Source organism: Halomonas sp. LES1 (assembly GCF_031846005.1).
Classification (GTDB): Bacteria; Pseudomonadota; Gammaproteobacteria; order Pseudomonadales; family Halomonadaceae; genus Halomonas.
The window spans coordinates 241,938-255,410 of record NZ_JAVRGC010000004.1 but is presented as its reverse complement, the minus strand read 5'-3'; the positions used below and the strand labels follow the sequence as shown (position 1 = coordinate 255,410).

Annotated in this window: 13 protein-coding genes; 6 read left to right on the top strand and 7 right to left on the bottom strand. The window is 66.4% G+C overall.

Annotation, left to right across the window (positions count from 1 at the left end; all coding sequences use genetic code 11):
* The first annotated feature begins 91 nt into the window (after positions 1–91).
* Together RM463_RS11490 and RM463_RS11485 are read left to right on the top strand one after the other, a co-directional pair.
* Positions 92–2,266 carry a malate synthase G gene (locus tag RM463_RS11490; protein WP_311430122.1) on the top strand — a complete coding sequence of 725 codons (2,175 nt, stop codon included), beginning with the start codon at positions 92–94 and terminating at the stop codon, positions 2,264–2,266.
* Positions 2,267–2,426: 160 nt separating this feature from the next.
* Positions 2,427–2,840: a PaaI family thioesterase gene (locus tag RM463_RS11485; protein ID WP_132041771.1), complete on the top strand. Its 414-nt coding sequence runs from the start codon at positions 2,427–2,429 to the stop codon at positions 2,838–2,840.
* Between the two features lie 6 nt (positions 2,841–2,846).
* Here the strand turns inward: RM463_RS11485 and RM463_RS11480 are convergent, their stop codons facing one another.
* The gene (locus RM463_RS11480) at positions 2,847–3,230 is read right to left on the bottom strand and encodes a DUF423 domain-containing protein (protein WP_311430121.1); all 384 of its coding nucleotides are present in this window, start codon (positions 3,228–3,230) and stop codon (positions 2,847–2,849) included.
* Positions 3,231–3,368: 138 nt separating this feature from the next.
* On the opposite strand from RM463_RS11480, the gene trmB reads away from it, so the two are divergent.
* The 4 genes from trmB to RM463_RS11460 all read left to right on the top strand — a co-directional run bounded on the left by trmB (position 3,369) and on the right by RM463_RS11460 (position 7,818).
* Entirely contained in the window at positions 3,369–4,109 is a 741-nt protein-coding gene (trmB, locus tag RM463_RS11475; protein ID WP_195689652.1) for a tRNA (guanosine(46)-N7)-methyltransferase TrmB, read from the top strand.
* 237 nt (positions 4,110–4,346) lie between these two features.
* Entirely contained in the window at positions 4,347–4,841 is a 495-nt protein-coding gene (locus RM463_RS11470) for an SCP2 sterol-binding domain-containing protein (RefSeq protein ID WP_311430120.1), read from the top strand.
* A 40-nt stretch (positions 4,842–4,881) separates the two neighbouring features.
* Positions 4,882–6,993, top strand: a complete 2,112-nt coding sequence (locus RM463_RS11465) for an adenosylcobalamin-dependent ribonucleoside-diphosphate reductase (RefSeq protein WP_132041767.1) — start codon at positions 4,882–4,884, stop codon at positions 6,991–6,993.
* 54 nt (positions 6,994–7,047) lie between these two features.
* A complete protein-coding gene (locus RM463_RS11460; RefSeq protein ID WP_311430119.1) occupies positions 7,048–7,818 on the top strand; it encodes a ribonucleoside-diphosphate reductase in 771 nt (256 codons plus the stop codon).
* 235 nt (positions 7,819–8,053) lie between these two features.
* Here the strand turns inward: RM463_RS11460 and RM463_RS11455 are convergent, their stop codons facing one another.
* The 6 genes from RM463_RS11455 to RM463_RS11430 form a co-directional block, all read right to left on the bottom strand.
* Positions 8,054–8,977 carry a U32 family peptidase gene (locus RM463_RS11455; protein WP_311430118.1) on the bottom strand — a complete coding sequence of 308 codons (924 nt, stop codon included), beginning with the start codon at positions 8,975–8,977 and terminating at the stop codon, positions 8,054–8,056.
* Between the two features lie 9 nt (positions 8,978–8,986).
* Positions 8,987–9,982: a peptidase U32 family protein gene (locus RM463_RS11450; protein ID WP_311430117.1), complete on the bottom strand. Its 996-nt coding sequence runs from the start codon at positions 9,980–9,982 to the stop codon at positions 8,987–8,989.
* A gap of 68 nt (positions 9,983–10,050) precedes the next feature.
* Positions 10,051–10,410 carry a hypothetical protein gene (locus RM463_RS11445; protein ID WP_311430116.1) on the bottom strand — a complete coding sequence of 120 codons (360 nt, stop codon included), beginning with the start codon at positions 10,408–10,410 and terminating at the stop codon, positions 10,051–10,053.
* A gap of 175 nt (positions 10,411–10,585) precedes the next feature.
* Complete coding sequence (locus tag RM463_RS11440) at positions 10,586–11,170, bottom strand: cytochrome c (protein WP_311430115.1); 585 nt, start codon at positions 11,168–11,170, stop codon at positions 10,586–10,588.
* Positions 11,167–11,787, bottom strand: a complete 621-nt coding sequence (locus RM463_RS11435) for a cbb3-type cytochrome c oxidase subunit II (protein WP_311430114.1) — start codon at positions 11,785–11,787, stop codon at positions 11,167–11,169. Before RM463_RS11435 ends, RM463_RS11440 begins: the two co-directional genes overlap by 4 nt.
* Positions 11,784–13,418, bottom strand: a complete 1,635-nt coding sequence (locus tag RM463_RS11430; protein WP_311430113.1) for a cbb3-type cytochrome c oxidase subunit I — start codon at positions 13,416–13,418, stop codon at positions 11,784–11,786. The genes RM463_RS11435 and RM463_RS11430 overlap by 4 nt, the downstream gene beginning before the upstream one ends.
* Between the last annotated feature and the right edge of the window lie 55 nt (positions 13,419–13,473).

Here is a 13,473-nt window from a genome sequence, read left to right as displayed (position 1 = left end):
TTTCCACAAACTGGTAGCTACGCAGTCACCCAACCCTGTTGATGGCAGCGCGGTGTGCACCCGCCGTCTGCCCCGTGTGAGGAGATTCACCATGACCCAGCGTGTCACACGCCACCGTCTCCAGGTGGCCGCCGAACTGGACCGCTTTATCAACGAGCAGGCGCTTCCGGGCACCGGCGTCGATGCCGAGGCCTTCTGGGCCGGCGTCGACGCCCTCTTCCATGATCTGACCCCGAAGAACCGTGAACTGCTCGCCGAGCGCGACCGTCTCCAGGAGAAGCTGGACGCCTGGCATCGCGAGAATCCGGGCCCGGTGCGTGATATGGCCGCCTATCGCGGCTTCCTCGAGGAGATCGGCTACCTGGTGACACCTCCGGCTCAGGTTGAGGTGAGCACTGCCAGCGTCGACCGCGAAGTCGCCGTTCAGGCAGGTCCGCAGCTGGTGGTGCCGGTCGACAATCCGCGTTACGCGCTGAACGCCGCCAACGCCCGCTGGGGCAGCCTCTACGACGCCCTCTATGGCACCGACGCCATCTCCGAGGAGGAGGGTGCCGAGAAGGGAAGCAGCTTCAACCCCAAGCGCGGCGAGAAGGTCATCGCCTACGCCCGTGGCGTGCTCGACCGTGCCGCACCGCTGGCGACCGGCTCCCATCGCGACGCCACCAAGTATGCCCTGCGTGATGGTCATCTGGTGGTCACCCTGGAGGGAGGCCGCGAGACCGGGCTCAAGGACGCCGGCAAGCTGGTGGGCTTCAACGGCCCGGCGGAGAGCCCGGAGGCGATCCTGCTGAGCAATCACGGCCTGCATCTGGAGATCCAGATCGACACGACCCACCCGATCGGCAAGACCGACCCGGCCGGCGTCAAGGACGTGATGGTCGAGGCTGCCCTGACCGCGATCATGGACTGTGAAGACTCCGTGGCGGCCGTGGATGCCGAGGACAAGGTCAGCGTCTACTCCAGCTGGCTGGGCCTGATGAAGGGCGATCTGCAGCAGGAGATGGAGAAGGGCGGCAAGACCTTTACCCGTCGCCTCAATGCCGACCGCACCTGGCAGAACACCGACGGTGACAGCATCACCCTGCCGGGTCGCTCGCTGATGTTCGTGCGCAACGTCGGCCATCTGATGACGACCCCCGCGGTACTCGACGCCGAGGGCAACGAGCTGCCCGAAGGCATCCTCGATGGCATCGTCACCAGCCTGGCGGCCCTGCACGATCTCAAGAAGGGCGAGGGCGACCTGCGCAACTCGCGTGAGGGCTCGGTCTATATCGTCAAGCCCAAGATGCATGGCCCCAGGGAAGTGGCGTTCTCCAACGAGCTGTTCGGCCGTATCGAGGACCTGCTGGGCATGGAGCGCGATACCCTCAAGATGGGCATCATGGACGAGGAGCGCCGCACATCGGTCAACCTCAAGGCCTGCATTGCCGAGGCGTCTTCTCGCGTCGTGTTCATCAATACCGGCTTCCTCGACCGCACCGGTGACGAGATGCACACCGCCATGGAAGCGGGCCCGATGATCCGCAAGGGTGACATGAAGGGCGCCGCCTGGATCCAGGCCTACGAGAAGAACAACGTTCAGGTGGGTCTGGCCTGTGGCCTGCGTGGCCGTGCCCAGATCGGCAAGGGCATGTGGGCGATGCCTGACCTGATGGCCGCCATGCTCGAGCAGAAGATCGGTCACCCGAAGGCGGGTGCCAACACCGCCTGGGTACCGTCGCCCACCGCAGCGGCACTGCATGCCCTGCACTACCACCAGGTGGAAGTCAGCGCGATTCAGCGCGAGATGGAAGCGCAGGGCGAGGCCGACTGTCTCGATGACCTGCTCACCGTGCCGGTCGCCGAGAACACCGACTGGAGCGATGAGGAGCTGCAGCAGGAGCTCGACAACAACTGCCAGGGCATCCTCGGTTACGTGGTGCGCTGGGTCGAGCACGGTGTGGGCTGCTCCAAGGTGCCGGACATCCACGATGTGGGCCTGATGGAGGACCGTGCCACGCTGCGTATCTCCAGCCAGCACATCGCCAACTGGCTGCACCATGGTGTGGTCGACGCGGCCCGCGTCGAGGAGACCCTCAAGCGCATGGCCAAGGTGGTCGACGAGCAGAATGCCGGTGACGCGGACTACACGCCGATGAGCGCGGACTTCGAGGGCTCCAGCGCCTTCCAGACCGCCAGCGATCTGGTCTTCAAGGGTCGTGTGCAGCCCTCCGGCTACACCGAGCCGCTGCTGCACCACTGGCGCGCCGTGCACAAGGCGAAATAAGGCAGCAACGAAAGGCGTCGGGGAGCGCCCCCGCGGTCATGCCGCGGGGGCGCTTTCGTTGATGAGGGTAGGGGGTGGCACTGTCGGCGTCGCGGCCGGTCGGCTAAGGTGGTGCCTGATGCACTCACCATCGTCACTCGCTACCGCAGGGAGGCCCACCATGCCCGTGATGACCGCCGCCGCCATCGAGGACTTCCTCGACGAGGTTTTTCCCCAGCGAATCGGCACCATCGAGGCCGTCGATCATATGAAGGCCACCATGAGCCTGGCCATCGACGACGAGCATCTGCGTCCCGGTGCCAGCGTCTCCGGCCCTACCCTGATGGGCCTGGCCGATGTCTGCCTCTATGTGGCGATCCTCGCCGAGATCGGCCCCGAGCCCATGGCGGTGACCAGCGATCTGCATTGCCGTTTCCTGCGCCGCCCACGGGGCGATCGCGATATCATCGCCACCGCCCGTCTGCTCAAGCTGGGTCGTCGCCTGGCGGTGGGCGAAGTTCAGCTCTTCTCCGCCGGCCAGGAGGAGCCGGTGGCCCTGGTCACCGCCACCTATGCCCTGCCGGATCGTGATTGACGGGCCTCAGCCACGGGGCGATGCGCGCAGAATCGCGCTCGCCAATGCCAGCCAGCCACCGATCATCAGGGTGCCCCCGATCGGCGTGATTACCCCCAGCCGTGTCACACCGCTGAGTGCCATGGCGTAGAGCGAGCCGGAGAAGAGCGCGATGCCGGCCGCCCATAGCCCCATGGCCAGCCGTTGTCCGGGCAGTCGAACGCTGCTGCGCCAGGCAAGCACCGCCATCAGTGCCAGGGTGTGCCACGCCTGGTAGCGCACCCCGGTCTCGAAGGCAGCCGCCAGTCGTGGGGTCAGCTGCCCCTCCAGGGCGTGGGCGGCGAAGGCGCCGGCGATCACCACCAGAGCGCCGGAGAGCGCCGCGACCAGCCACCATCTCCTGTCCTGCATGGGGAGTCCTCGTTATCCATATAGAATCGGTCGCTACCGTACCCCGGACGAGAGTTAGCCGCTACAATACGCGCCCCCGATCTATCCAAGCCCAGAAAATCCGCCCAGAAGATTCCGTTCAGAGAGCAGCCCCGCGCCATGACCGATCCCCACCATGATGACAAGACGACCGGCCCGGAGGGAGCGGATGCCCCGCTGCATCGCCGCGGCATCAAGAGCTACGTCCTGCGCGCCGGGCGCATGACCCAGGCCCAGACCCGCGGGCTCGAGGAAGTATGGCCGCGACTCGGCCTGACCCTGGCCGACGGTCGCCAGGACCTCGATGCCCTGTTCGGCCGCGAAGCCCCTCGCGTGGTGGAGATCGGCTTCGGCATGGGGGCCTCGCTGGTGGAGCAGGCCGAGACTCACCCCGATACCGACTTCATCGGTATCGAGGTGCATGCGCCGGGTGTCGGCAAGCTGCTCGACGAGGTCGACAAGCGTGGCCTCACCAACCTGCGTGTCTACCGTGAGGATGCCCTGGCGGTGCTGGAGCAGTGCCTTCCCGAGGCGAGCCTGGATACCGTGCAGCTGTTCTTCCCGGATCCCTGGCCCAAGAAGAAGCACCACAAGCGGCGCATCGTTCAGCCCGCCTTCGTCGAGCTGGTGCGTACGCGGCTGAAGGCCGGTGGTACCTTCCACCTCGCCACCGACTGGGAAGCCTATGCCGAGTGGATGGCCGAGGTGATGGATGCCGCCGATGGCTTCGCCAATACCGCCGACGCCGAGACCTCACCCTATGTGCCACGTCCGGCGTTTCGACCGCTGACCAAGTTCGAGGCTCGCGGCGAGAAACTGGGCCACGGGGTCTGGGATCTTATCTATCGTCGAGTCGGGTGAACCTGACGCTGTTTCGCGGGGCCAGGCTGTCAAATGAAAATGGGTCATGATGCACCCCGGCTTTCACCAGATATGGGGCTTGCTGACCGGATATGGACTATATATGGTAGTCGGGCCGCGGGTGAGCATGAAGCCTGCCACCGACATGATGCATGTCAGTGCAGCCCCGGGAGTAGCGGCCTAGGATAAACGGTTCGGTGGCCTCCGGCCGCATGGTTACCCTTCAGGAGAGCTGTCATGTCCCTGCCGTTGTTGCCTTTACCGTTACATGCCCTGCCGCATCCTCCCGCACCCGCCCAACTGATTCGCGCCATCGATCCGCGCGTGCCGGTCGGTATCAAGCGCCGCCTGGTGGAGCCGCTGCTCAATCGCACCTTCGCCGAGCCTCTGGCCGAGGGGGAGTTCGACGCCCTGGAGGGGCGCCGTATCACCCTGGCCATCGAGGACATCGGCATGTCGTTGACGCTCACCCAGGAGAGCGAGCGTCTGCTGGTGTGCCATGAGCCCGGCGAGGCCACCATTCGCGGTGGCTGGCGAGAATTCCTCTGCCTGGCGACCCGGCGAGAGGATCCCGACGCGCTGTTCTTCCAGCGCCGGCTGCTGATCGAGGGCGACACCGAACTGGGCCTGATGGTCAAGAACCTGCTCGACGGACGCGAGGAGGGCTTGGCCCAGGGGCCCTTCGGCGAATTGCTGGTCCGCCTGGAGCGACTGGCAAGACGCACGAGCTGACATTTTTTTCGATTAACGTATTTCTTCCGGAGCCATCCGAATGAGCACTTCCACCAAGGCAGTGAAGTCATCCAACGAGGTGCCCCTGCAGGGGCCGTCCCGTGATATCTGGGACTCCAAGTATCGCCTCAAGGACCGTCACGGCAAGCCCGTGGACCAGGACGTGGCCGCCACCTGGGACCGCGTGGCCCGGGCACTCGCCGCGGTGGAAGGCAAACAGGCCGATGCCTGGCTGCCGAAGTTTCGCTGGGCGCTGGAGAATGGCGCCATCCCTGCCGGCCGCATCATGTCCAACGCCGGTGCCGAGGCCTACAAACCGGCGGTAAGCCTGATCAACTGCACGGTATCGCGCACCATCCGCGACTCCATGCACGATATCCTCGGCTCGGTAGTGGATGCCGGCATGACCCTCAAGGCGGGCTGCGGTATCGGCTATGACTTCTCCACCCTGCGTCACAAGGGTGCCTTCGTGTTCGGCGCCGGGGCGGGCACCAACGGTCCCCTGGCGTTCATGGATATCTACGACAAGATGTGCTTCACGGTGGCCTCCGCCGGCGGTCGCCGCGGCGCCCAGATGGGCACCTTCGATGTCGGCCATCCCGATGTGCGCCAGTTCATCGAGGCCAAGCGCGAGGCGGGCCGCCTGCGCCAGTTCAACCTCAGCCTGCTGATCACCGATGAGTTCATGGAGGCGGTAAAGAACGACAGCGACTGGCCGTTGGCCTTCCCGCTGCATGCCGGCGAGAAGGATGACGTCGACGAGAGCGAGCTGATCTACCGGGACTGGCCGGTGGTGGAAGAGGGCTATACCGTCGATGCCGAGGGGCGTGTGGCCTGCCGTATCGTCGAGGTGATCAAGGCTCGCGAGCTGTGGGACACCATCATGAGCTCCACCTACGACTACGCTGAGCCGGGCTTCATCCTGATCGACCAGGTCAATCGCATGAACAACAACTGGTTCTGCGAGGAGATCCGTGCCACCAACCCCTGCGGCGAGCAGCCGCTGCCGCCGGAGGGCGCCTGCCTGCTGGGCTCGGTCAACCTGACCCGCTTCGTCATCGATCCCTTCGGCAAGAAGCCGCGCTTCGACTGGGCGCGCTACCGTGAGGTGGTGGCGATCTTTACCCGCATGCTGGACAACGTGGTGGAGATCAGCGGGCTGCCGCTCGAGGGGCAGCGCCGCGAGATCGAGGCCAAGCGCCGTCACGGCATGGGCTTTCTGGGCCTGGGTTCCACCCTGACCATGCTCAAGATCCCCTATGGTTCACCGGAGTCACTCGCGTTCACCGAAGAGGTGAGCCGTAACCTGGCCATCGAGGGCTGGAAGCAGGCGCTCGAGCTCTCCCGCGAGAAGGGCATGGCACCCGCGCTCGCCGAGGATTACGAGATCACGCCGAAGATGCTGCGTGAGCGCCCCGAGCTCAAGAAGGACGGCTACGAGGTCGGCGACAAGGTCCCCGGTCGCATCCTGCATGCGCGCTACAGCCGCTACATGCAGAAGGTCGCCGAAGTGGAGCCGGAGCTGGTCGGTCAGCTGGCCGAGCACGGTGCACGCTTCACCCACCACAGCTCCATCGCACCGACCGGCACCATCTCGCTGTCGCTGGGCAACAATGCCTCCAACGGCATCGAGCCGTCGTTCTCGCACCGCTACTTCCGCAACGTCATCCAGGCGGGCAAGAAGACCAAGGAGCAGGTCGAGGTTGTTTCCTTCGAGCTGGCGGCCTATCGTCACTTCATTGCCGCCGATGCCGTGGAGAGTGACCTGCCGGACTACTTCATCACCGCCGATGCCGTCTCGCCGAAGCAGCACGTCGCGGTGCAGGCCGCCGCCCAGACGTGGGTCGATTCGGCGATCTCCAAGACGGTGAACGTGCCCACCGAGTTTCCCTTCGAGGAGTTCAAGGATCTCTACCTCGACGCCTACGCCAGCAAGCTGAAGGGCTGTACCACCTTCCGCTTCAACCCGGAGGCCTTCCAGGGGGTACTGGTGCGCGAGGACGACCTCAAGAACACCACCTACGTGTTCGAGCTGGAGAACGGCGAGAGCGTCGAGCTGGCGGGTGACGAGAAGGTCATCTATGACGGTGAGGAGCACAATGCGGCCAACCTCTATGACGCGTTGAAGGAAGGCACCTATGGCAAGTGGTAAGCCAAGCCTTTCAGCTGCCGCGTGCCAACTGACAATTTATCGGAGGAGCCCCTGATGGCCGTCGAGATCAATTCCAAGATCGTTTCCTACAGCGTCAAGAAGGCGGTGGAAGAGCCGCCGCTGGCCGAGGAGAACCCGCTCACGGTCCGCATTCCCTCGCGTCCCGAGGGGACCCTGGAGGCCGTGTCGGAGAAGATCTCCTATGTCGGCGCCGAAGGCCGCAAGAAGGTCTACCTGCTGGTGTCGTTCATGCCCGTCGAGGGCGTGCTCAACGGCAAGCGTGTGGTGATCGAGCGTCCGGTGGAGTTCTTCTTCCCCTCCGGCCAGCTCTCCAGCGAGCACCAGTGGATCACCGCCACCATGCGTAGCCTCTCGCTGGCGGCCCGTGGCGGTTATGTCACCCAGGCGGTGGCCGACCTGCGCAAGGTGGCCTGGGACAAGGGCCTGGTGCGCTGCGGCATGAACCGCTGGGGCAAGCCGATGTTCCATGATTCCGAGGTCGCGGCCATCGCCTGGTCGATCCAGCAGATCCTCTATCGGCGTGGTTTCCTCGACCAGGACGGCAATCAGGTTCCGGTGGAGGAGCTGGTGACGCGCTACGCCCAGCGTCAGGCCAGCGGCCACCTCTGGGTGCCGCCTACCGCGGAGGAGATCGAGCAGGCCGAGCGCAAGACACAGGAGGCCGCAAAGAGCCAGGAGGCCGGCAAGGCCAAGGGCGATGGTCCCACCGTGGTCGGCCACTGCCCCGAGTGCAACGGCGAGCTGGTCATGATGGACGGCTGCCCCACCTGCTACTCCGGCTGCGGCTGGTCCAAGTGCGGATAACAGCAGTGCGAGGCTAACCGCCAGCCTCGCACCCTCCACCACCCCGGGTCACGAGAGTGACCCGGGGTGGTGCGTTTGGGGGCGTCAGCCGCGTAGCTCGACCCACCCGAAATGACGGCGCAGCCGGTGTGCCAGGCTTTCGGCGGCTCGCCGTGCCGGCTCCATGCCGCTTGCCGTCTCGCAGTAGCCACACTGCAGGGGACACCCCAGCAGGTAGACCACCGCCGCCCGGCGCCTACCCGAGACCGGCGGTCCGGCTGTGATCCATGCCAGGGCGGGCGTGCCAGTAGCCGTCGCAGACCTCGGCGTCGACCAGGCTGAGCGGGTCGGGCGAGGGGAGCTCACCCCGGCGCGCCGCATCGAAGGCCATGACCACATCCGCCATGCCCTCCGGGCGTGGGCTCAGGCGTGCCACGCCGACACCCATCTCGGCCATGCCCGATACCTCGTGGCGCAGGTCCTGGCAGGCACCGGAGAGGGTCTGGATGCCGTTGAGGGTAAACACCTGGTGGGATGCCTCTTGAGTGCGCAGTGCCAGCCCCTCGGGATGTTTCTGGCAGACGAACTGGCAGCGGTCCTTGGGTTTCTGGTAGCGCCGCGCCGTGAAGCAGCGTGACGACCAGGCCAGCGGGAGGTGGCCGTAGGCGAACACCTCACAGGGGGCGTCGAGGCCCTGCTGGCGGCAGTCGTCGAGCAGGCGGGCCAGATCGTCCCGGGACATCTCCACCGGGGCCTGCCAGCGCCGCATGCCGGCGCGGGAGAGGACCGCCAGGGTCGCGGGGTTGTAGAGGTTGAGGGCGGCGCCGGCCACGAAGGGTCGGTTCGCCGCCGACAGGCGCTGCAGCGCGCTCTGGTCGTTGGCCTCGACCAGGAATTCGCCGTTGTCGCACAGCTTGCGCAGATCGCGCAGGTCGGCCTCGGACTCGATCAGGGTCTGGCTCGAGAGCACCACCTGCTTGCCGCTCTGGGCGAGTTCGCGGCCTATTCCCAGCCAGTCATCGAGCTTCATGTCGCGCCGCCGCGAGCAGACCGACTCACCGAGATGAACGATCTCCACCGGCCAGTCGGCGGCCTCGCGATAGAAGTCGGCATAATGTTCGCGGGTCCAGTAGAAGAGCACCGGGCCGAGCGACAGCTGAAGCGTGGGGGTAGCGGGCATGGGGCTCTCCTATTTCCAGCGGCGCTCGTAGGCGCCCAGGGTGGTCGTGCTGCCTTCCGAGACCTCGCCCAGACCGGTCATCCAGGCGGGCTCGGTGTGGAAGCGTCCCGGGGCTCGTGCCAGGCGGTCCAGGGCCTGACGCCAGATGCCGGCCACCTTCGAGACATAGGCCGGGCTGCGCTGGCGCCCCTCGATCTTCACTGCGGCGATACCGAGCTCCGCAAGCTCCGGCAGCAGCTCCAGGGTGTTGAGGCTGGTGGGTTCCTCGATGGCGTGATAGGTCTCGCCCTCTACCTCGAAGCGCCCCTTGCACAGGGTGGGGTAGCCGGCGTTCTCGCCCTCGCCGTAGCGGTCGATCAGCACGCCGTTCAGGCGCGACTCGAGGCCCTCCGGGGTCTCCTCCCAGCGCACATGGGCCGCCGGGGAGCAGACGCCGCGGGTGTTGGGGGACTCGCCGGTCAGGTAGGAGGAGAGATAGCAGCGCCCCTCGGCCATGATGCACAGGCTGCCGAAGGCGAATACCTCGAGCTCCACCGGGCTCTGCTTCGCCAGGTCGCGTACCTGGGTCATGGAGAGCACCCGGGGCAGCACGGCGCGCTTGATGCCGAACTGGTCGTGGTAGAAGCGCAGCGCCTCATAGCTGGTCGCCGAGCCCTGCACCGAGAGGTGGCGGGCGAGATCCGGGTGGCGGCGGGCGGCATAGTCGAGCAGCCCCATGTCGGCCATGATCAGGGCGTCGACGCCGAGATCCGCGGCCTGGTCCACGGCGCGGGTCCACATCGCCCAGCCGTCCGGCTGCGGGTAGGTATTGATGGCGCAGAAGACCCGCTTGCCCCGGGCGTGAGCGTAGTCGATGCCCTCCCTGGCACGCTTGTCGGTGAAGTTGAGGCCGGCGAACTGACGGGCGTTGGTGGTGTTCTGAAAGCCGAAATAGACGGCATCGGCCCCTTCATCCACGGCGCGCTTGAGGGCGGGCAGGTTGCCGGCGGGGCAGACGAGCTCCATGGTGAGCCTCCTGTGGTGGGAACTCCGACCATGCTAGTCGACTATCCCGCGCGGCCTTTTGACTCGGGTCATAAGGAGGCGTAGTCGGGTCTGGCGTCGCAGGGCGGGTACCCCAGGCGCAGGGTATCGGGAATGCGCGTCAGGCCATCCGGCAGAGTCACCGCGGCGGCCTGGCTGGCCGTCGTGGTGGCCGCCCCCACGGCGATGCCCAGGCGAGCGCCGGCCAGCGCCAGCCCGTCGTTGACGCCGTCACCGATAAAGGCGACGCCCGAACGGCGCTCCAGCGCTGTGACGAAGTCTGACTTCTGCTCGGGTGAGTGGCCCGCCAGCACGCGCCCCGGCGGGATGCCCAGCCCTACGGCCAGGGTCGCGGCCGCGAATATCAGCGGCAGCAACCATCGGGCAAGGCGGTCGGCGAGGTGCTGCATGGCGCTCTTGCGACTGAGCAGGGCGCGCACCGAACGCGCGATGGCGTCGAGCCGGCGCGCGCCTCGACCGCGGCGGCGCAGCCGGCGCAGTGCATGCCCTCGACCGCCAGTACCCGCTCGACTTCGGTGGGCGCCGCCGCGTGAGCCCCGCCGGCGGCATTGGTGATGGTGACGTTCACTCTGGAAGAGTGAAGCTATCGCCGAGTGCCTCCACGCTCCAGGCGTCGTGATCGCCGTAGCGCTCCCGGTGCTCCTTTACCAGCGCCGGTTCGATCGCCGCGGCGTCGTTGTCCCAGGCGCCGCGGACATAGCTCAGCACCGCGGCCAGCTCCTCGGCGGAGAGCTTGTCACCGAAGGCCGGCATGTTGCCCTGGTACGCCTCGCCGTCCACCGTGATGGGGCCGCTCAGGCCATCGTTGACGATCGCGACCGGCAGGGCGGGATCATTCAGCAGCCAGCGGCTGCCGACCAGCGGGGGAAAGGTGCCGGCCACGCCCTGGCCGGTTGGTTGATGGCAGGCGGCACAGTGGGTGGCGAAGAGCTTCTCGCCGTTCACACCACTACTGGCTGGCTCCTGCACCACGGCGGTGCGGCTGTCACCGCCCGTCAGCGGGGCACCGATGTTCCAGGCGTAGTAGCCGACGCCCCACACCAGCAGTATGCCGATCCAGATTATCACCAGGCGCGGTACCGGCCGCTGCCCCTCGCTGGGTTCGGGGTTTTCGCGCCGCTGGGCGCGCCGGGTATCGCGGGAACTCATTGGCCTTCTCCTTGCGCCTGCGCCGTCTCCGCCTGGGGCAGAGTCGAGGCGGGGTAGGTGCGGTCGAGTGACAGCAGGTAGGAGGTCAGCTCCAGCGCCTCGCGGGTCGCCACCACGATGCCCGACTCGGGACCGTAGGGTTCGGGAATCTTGACCACGCGATCGCCCTCCGCGGGCGTATCGACCACGCGGAACAGGAAGCGATAGGCGGGCATGATGCTGCCTTCGACCACCGCGCGCGGGTTGTAGAGGTGCAGCAGGTGCCAGCCCACGCTGGGCTGGCGCGCCCCGATATTGAACAGGTCGGGCCCGGTGCGCATGGTGCCCATCAGGTGGGGCTGGTCGAAGGTGTAGTCGCCGGGCACCGAGGGCCGTCCCCAGCCGCGCTCGCCGTCGGCGCTGGAGAAGCCGGGGTCGCGGGGCTGCTGGCTGTGGCAGTAGACGCAGCCGTTGGCGATGTAGAGGTCCCGGCCGCGCTGCTGAGCCGTGGTGTAGGGCTCGAGCTGTTCTGGGACGGCCTCGGAAGAGAGCTGCACATAGGGCATGGCCACCAGGGTGAGCATGGCCAGCAGCAGGATGAGTGCCGCCCCGACCATGATCGCTAAGGCACGCTTCATTGCTGGGCCTCCACGCTGCTGTGCTTGTGCTGGCGCTCACCGGCGCGGAACAGCGTCGGCTGGCGCCGGTCCTTGCCGCGACGGGTCAGCATGGCCACGAAGTGCACGGCGAATATCAGATGACCCAGGGCCATCATGGCGCCGCCCAGGGTGCGCGCCTCCAGGTAGGGGAGGGTGAGGCGCACGATGTCCATGAATGGCGTGTCGGCGTCGAGCAGGGACAGGCCCTGTAGCCAGCCGCCTACGGAGAGCGCCACGACGTAGATCAGGATGCCGATCGAGACCAGCCAGAAGTGCAGGGTGATGAGGGGCCGCCAGGGCCACTCCCAGTTCAGCAGGCGCGGCATGATGAAGTAGATGGCGCCGAACAGGATCATGCTGAGGAAGGCGTACATCCCCAGGTGGGCGTGACCCACGGTGTAGTGGGTGAAGTGGGTGATGACATTGACGCTACGCAGCGCCTCCATGGAGCCCTGCAGCGACGACACGGTGTACATCAGCGCCCCGATCCAGACGAAGCGCAGGGTGGGCGAGCGCCGCAGCATGCCGAAGTGGCCCCACATGGTGCCATGGTGATTGATGGCGACGGTGATCACCGGTATCGACATCATCACGCTGTGCACGATGGAGAGCGTGACCAGCCAGGTCGGCACCGGCCCGCCCACCAGGTGATGGATACCCACCTGGCTGTAGAACAGCGCCAGCGACCAGAAGCCGATCAGCGACAGCTGATAGGAGATGATCGGCCGGCCCAGGATCTTGGGAATCATGTAGTAGGCGATGCCGACCCCGATGGGAGTCACCCAGAGCCCCAGCACGTTATGGGCGAACCACCAGTTGACGGTGGCACCGGAGGCGCCGGGGAAGAGGCCGGGCAGGTTGGCCAGCAGGAAGAGGATGGGAAACCATACCAGGGCGGCCAGCAGGTACCAGCTGGTGACATAGAGGTGCGAGACACGCCGATTGGCGGCCGTCAGCACCAGAGGAATGGCACACAGGCCGCCGCCGATCACGAACAGGATGTCGACCTGCCAGGGGAATTCCAGCCACTCCTCTCCGTCGGAAAGCCCCAGGTTGATCGCCACCAGGCCCAGAATCATGCCGAGGTTCCAGAGGCCGGCCCCCGACAAGGCGTATCTGCCGCCCACCAGTGCCGTCTTGAACAGTCGCGGAATCAAAAAGATCGCGACCCCGACGCCGGCCATGGATGCCCAGCCGTAGGCAACGGCATTGAGGTGCATGGGGCGAACCCGGCCGAAGGTGAGCCATTCGCTGTCGGCCAGCAGCTCGGGCCAGTGGAACTTGGCGGAGGTCAGCAGGCCGTAGCCGGAGCCAACCAGCAACCACAGCACCGCCGAGCCGAGCCAGGCCATCGTCGCGCGGCGGGAAGAGAGGTCCGCCTCTCCCCGCGCTCTCAGTTCGTCGGCGCTGACGTTGTCGTCGGTCGTTTCGGGGGTCACGGCGCGGGCCGGGTCCTCGCTGTACCCCTCCTCGCCCTCGAGAAAGATGGTTCTGGCGGCGAGTCGGCCGTGACTGAACTGGTTGGTGGCGATGGACCAGATTAACAGCAGCAGGCCCACTGCCGATACCACGAATGTGATGATAAGCAGGATAGCAATGGTGGGGGTCATGGAGTGCCTTCGGTACTGTCTGCCTGCGCCGTCGTTGCAGGTTGGCCGGACAGGG

Coding starts and splice junctions, on each gene's coding strand:
- RM463_RS11450 (WP_311430117.1), bottom strand. CDS start 9,982: ATGGAGCTCGTCTGCCCCGCCGGCAACCTGCCCGCCCTCAAGCGCGCC.
- RM463_RS11445 (WP_311430116.1), bottom strand. CDS start 10,410: ATGCAGCACCTCGCCGACCGCCTTGCCCGATGGTTGCTGCCGCTGATA.
- RM463_RS11470 (WP_311430120.1), top strand. CDS start 4,347: ATGTCCCTGCCGTTGTTGCCTTTACCGTTACATGCCCTGCCGCATCCT.
- RM463_RS11460 (WP_311430119.1), top strand. CDS start 7,048: ATGGCCGTCGAGATCAATTCCAAGATCGTTTCCTACAGCGTCAAGAAG.
- RM463_RS11430 (WP_311430113.1), bottom strand. CDS start 13,418: ATGACCCCCACCATTGCTATCCTGCTTATCATCACATTCGTGGTATCG.
- RM463_RS11480 (WP_311430121.1), bottom strand. CDS start 3,230: ATGCAGGACAGGAGATGGTGGCTGGTCGCGGCGCTCTCCGGCGCTCTG.
- RM463_RS11490 (WP_311430122.1), top strand. CDS start 92: ATGACCCAGCGTGTCACACGCCACCGTCTCCAGGTGGCCGCCGAACTG.
- RM463_RS11440 (WP_311430115.1), bottom strand. CDS start 11,170: ATGAGTTCCCGCGATACCCGGCGCGCCCAGCGGCGCGAAAACCCCGAA.
- trmB (WP_195689652.1), top strand. CDS start 3,369: ATGACCGATCCCCACCATGATGACAAGACGACCGGCCCGGAGGGAGCG.
- RM463_RS11435 (WP_311430114.1), bottom strand. CDS start 11,787: ATGAAGCGTGCCTTAGCGATCATGGTCGGGGCGGCACTCATCCTGCTG.
- RM463_RS11465 (WP_132041767.1), top strand. CDS start 4,882: ATGAGCACTTCCACCAAGGCAGTGAAGTCATCCAACGAGGTGCCCCTG.
- RM463_RS11455 (WP_311430118.1), bottom strand. CDS start 8,977: ATGCCCGCTACCCCCACGCTTCAGCTGTCGCTCGGCCCGGTGCTCTTC.
- RM463_RS11485 (WP_132041771.1), top strand. CDS start 2,427: ATGCCCGTGATGACCGCCGCCGCCATCGAGGACTTCCTCGACGAGGTT.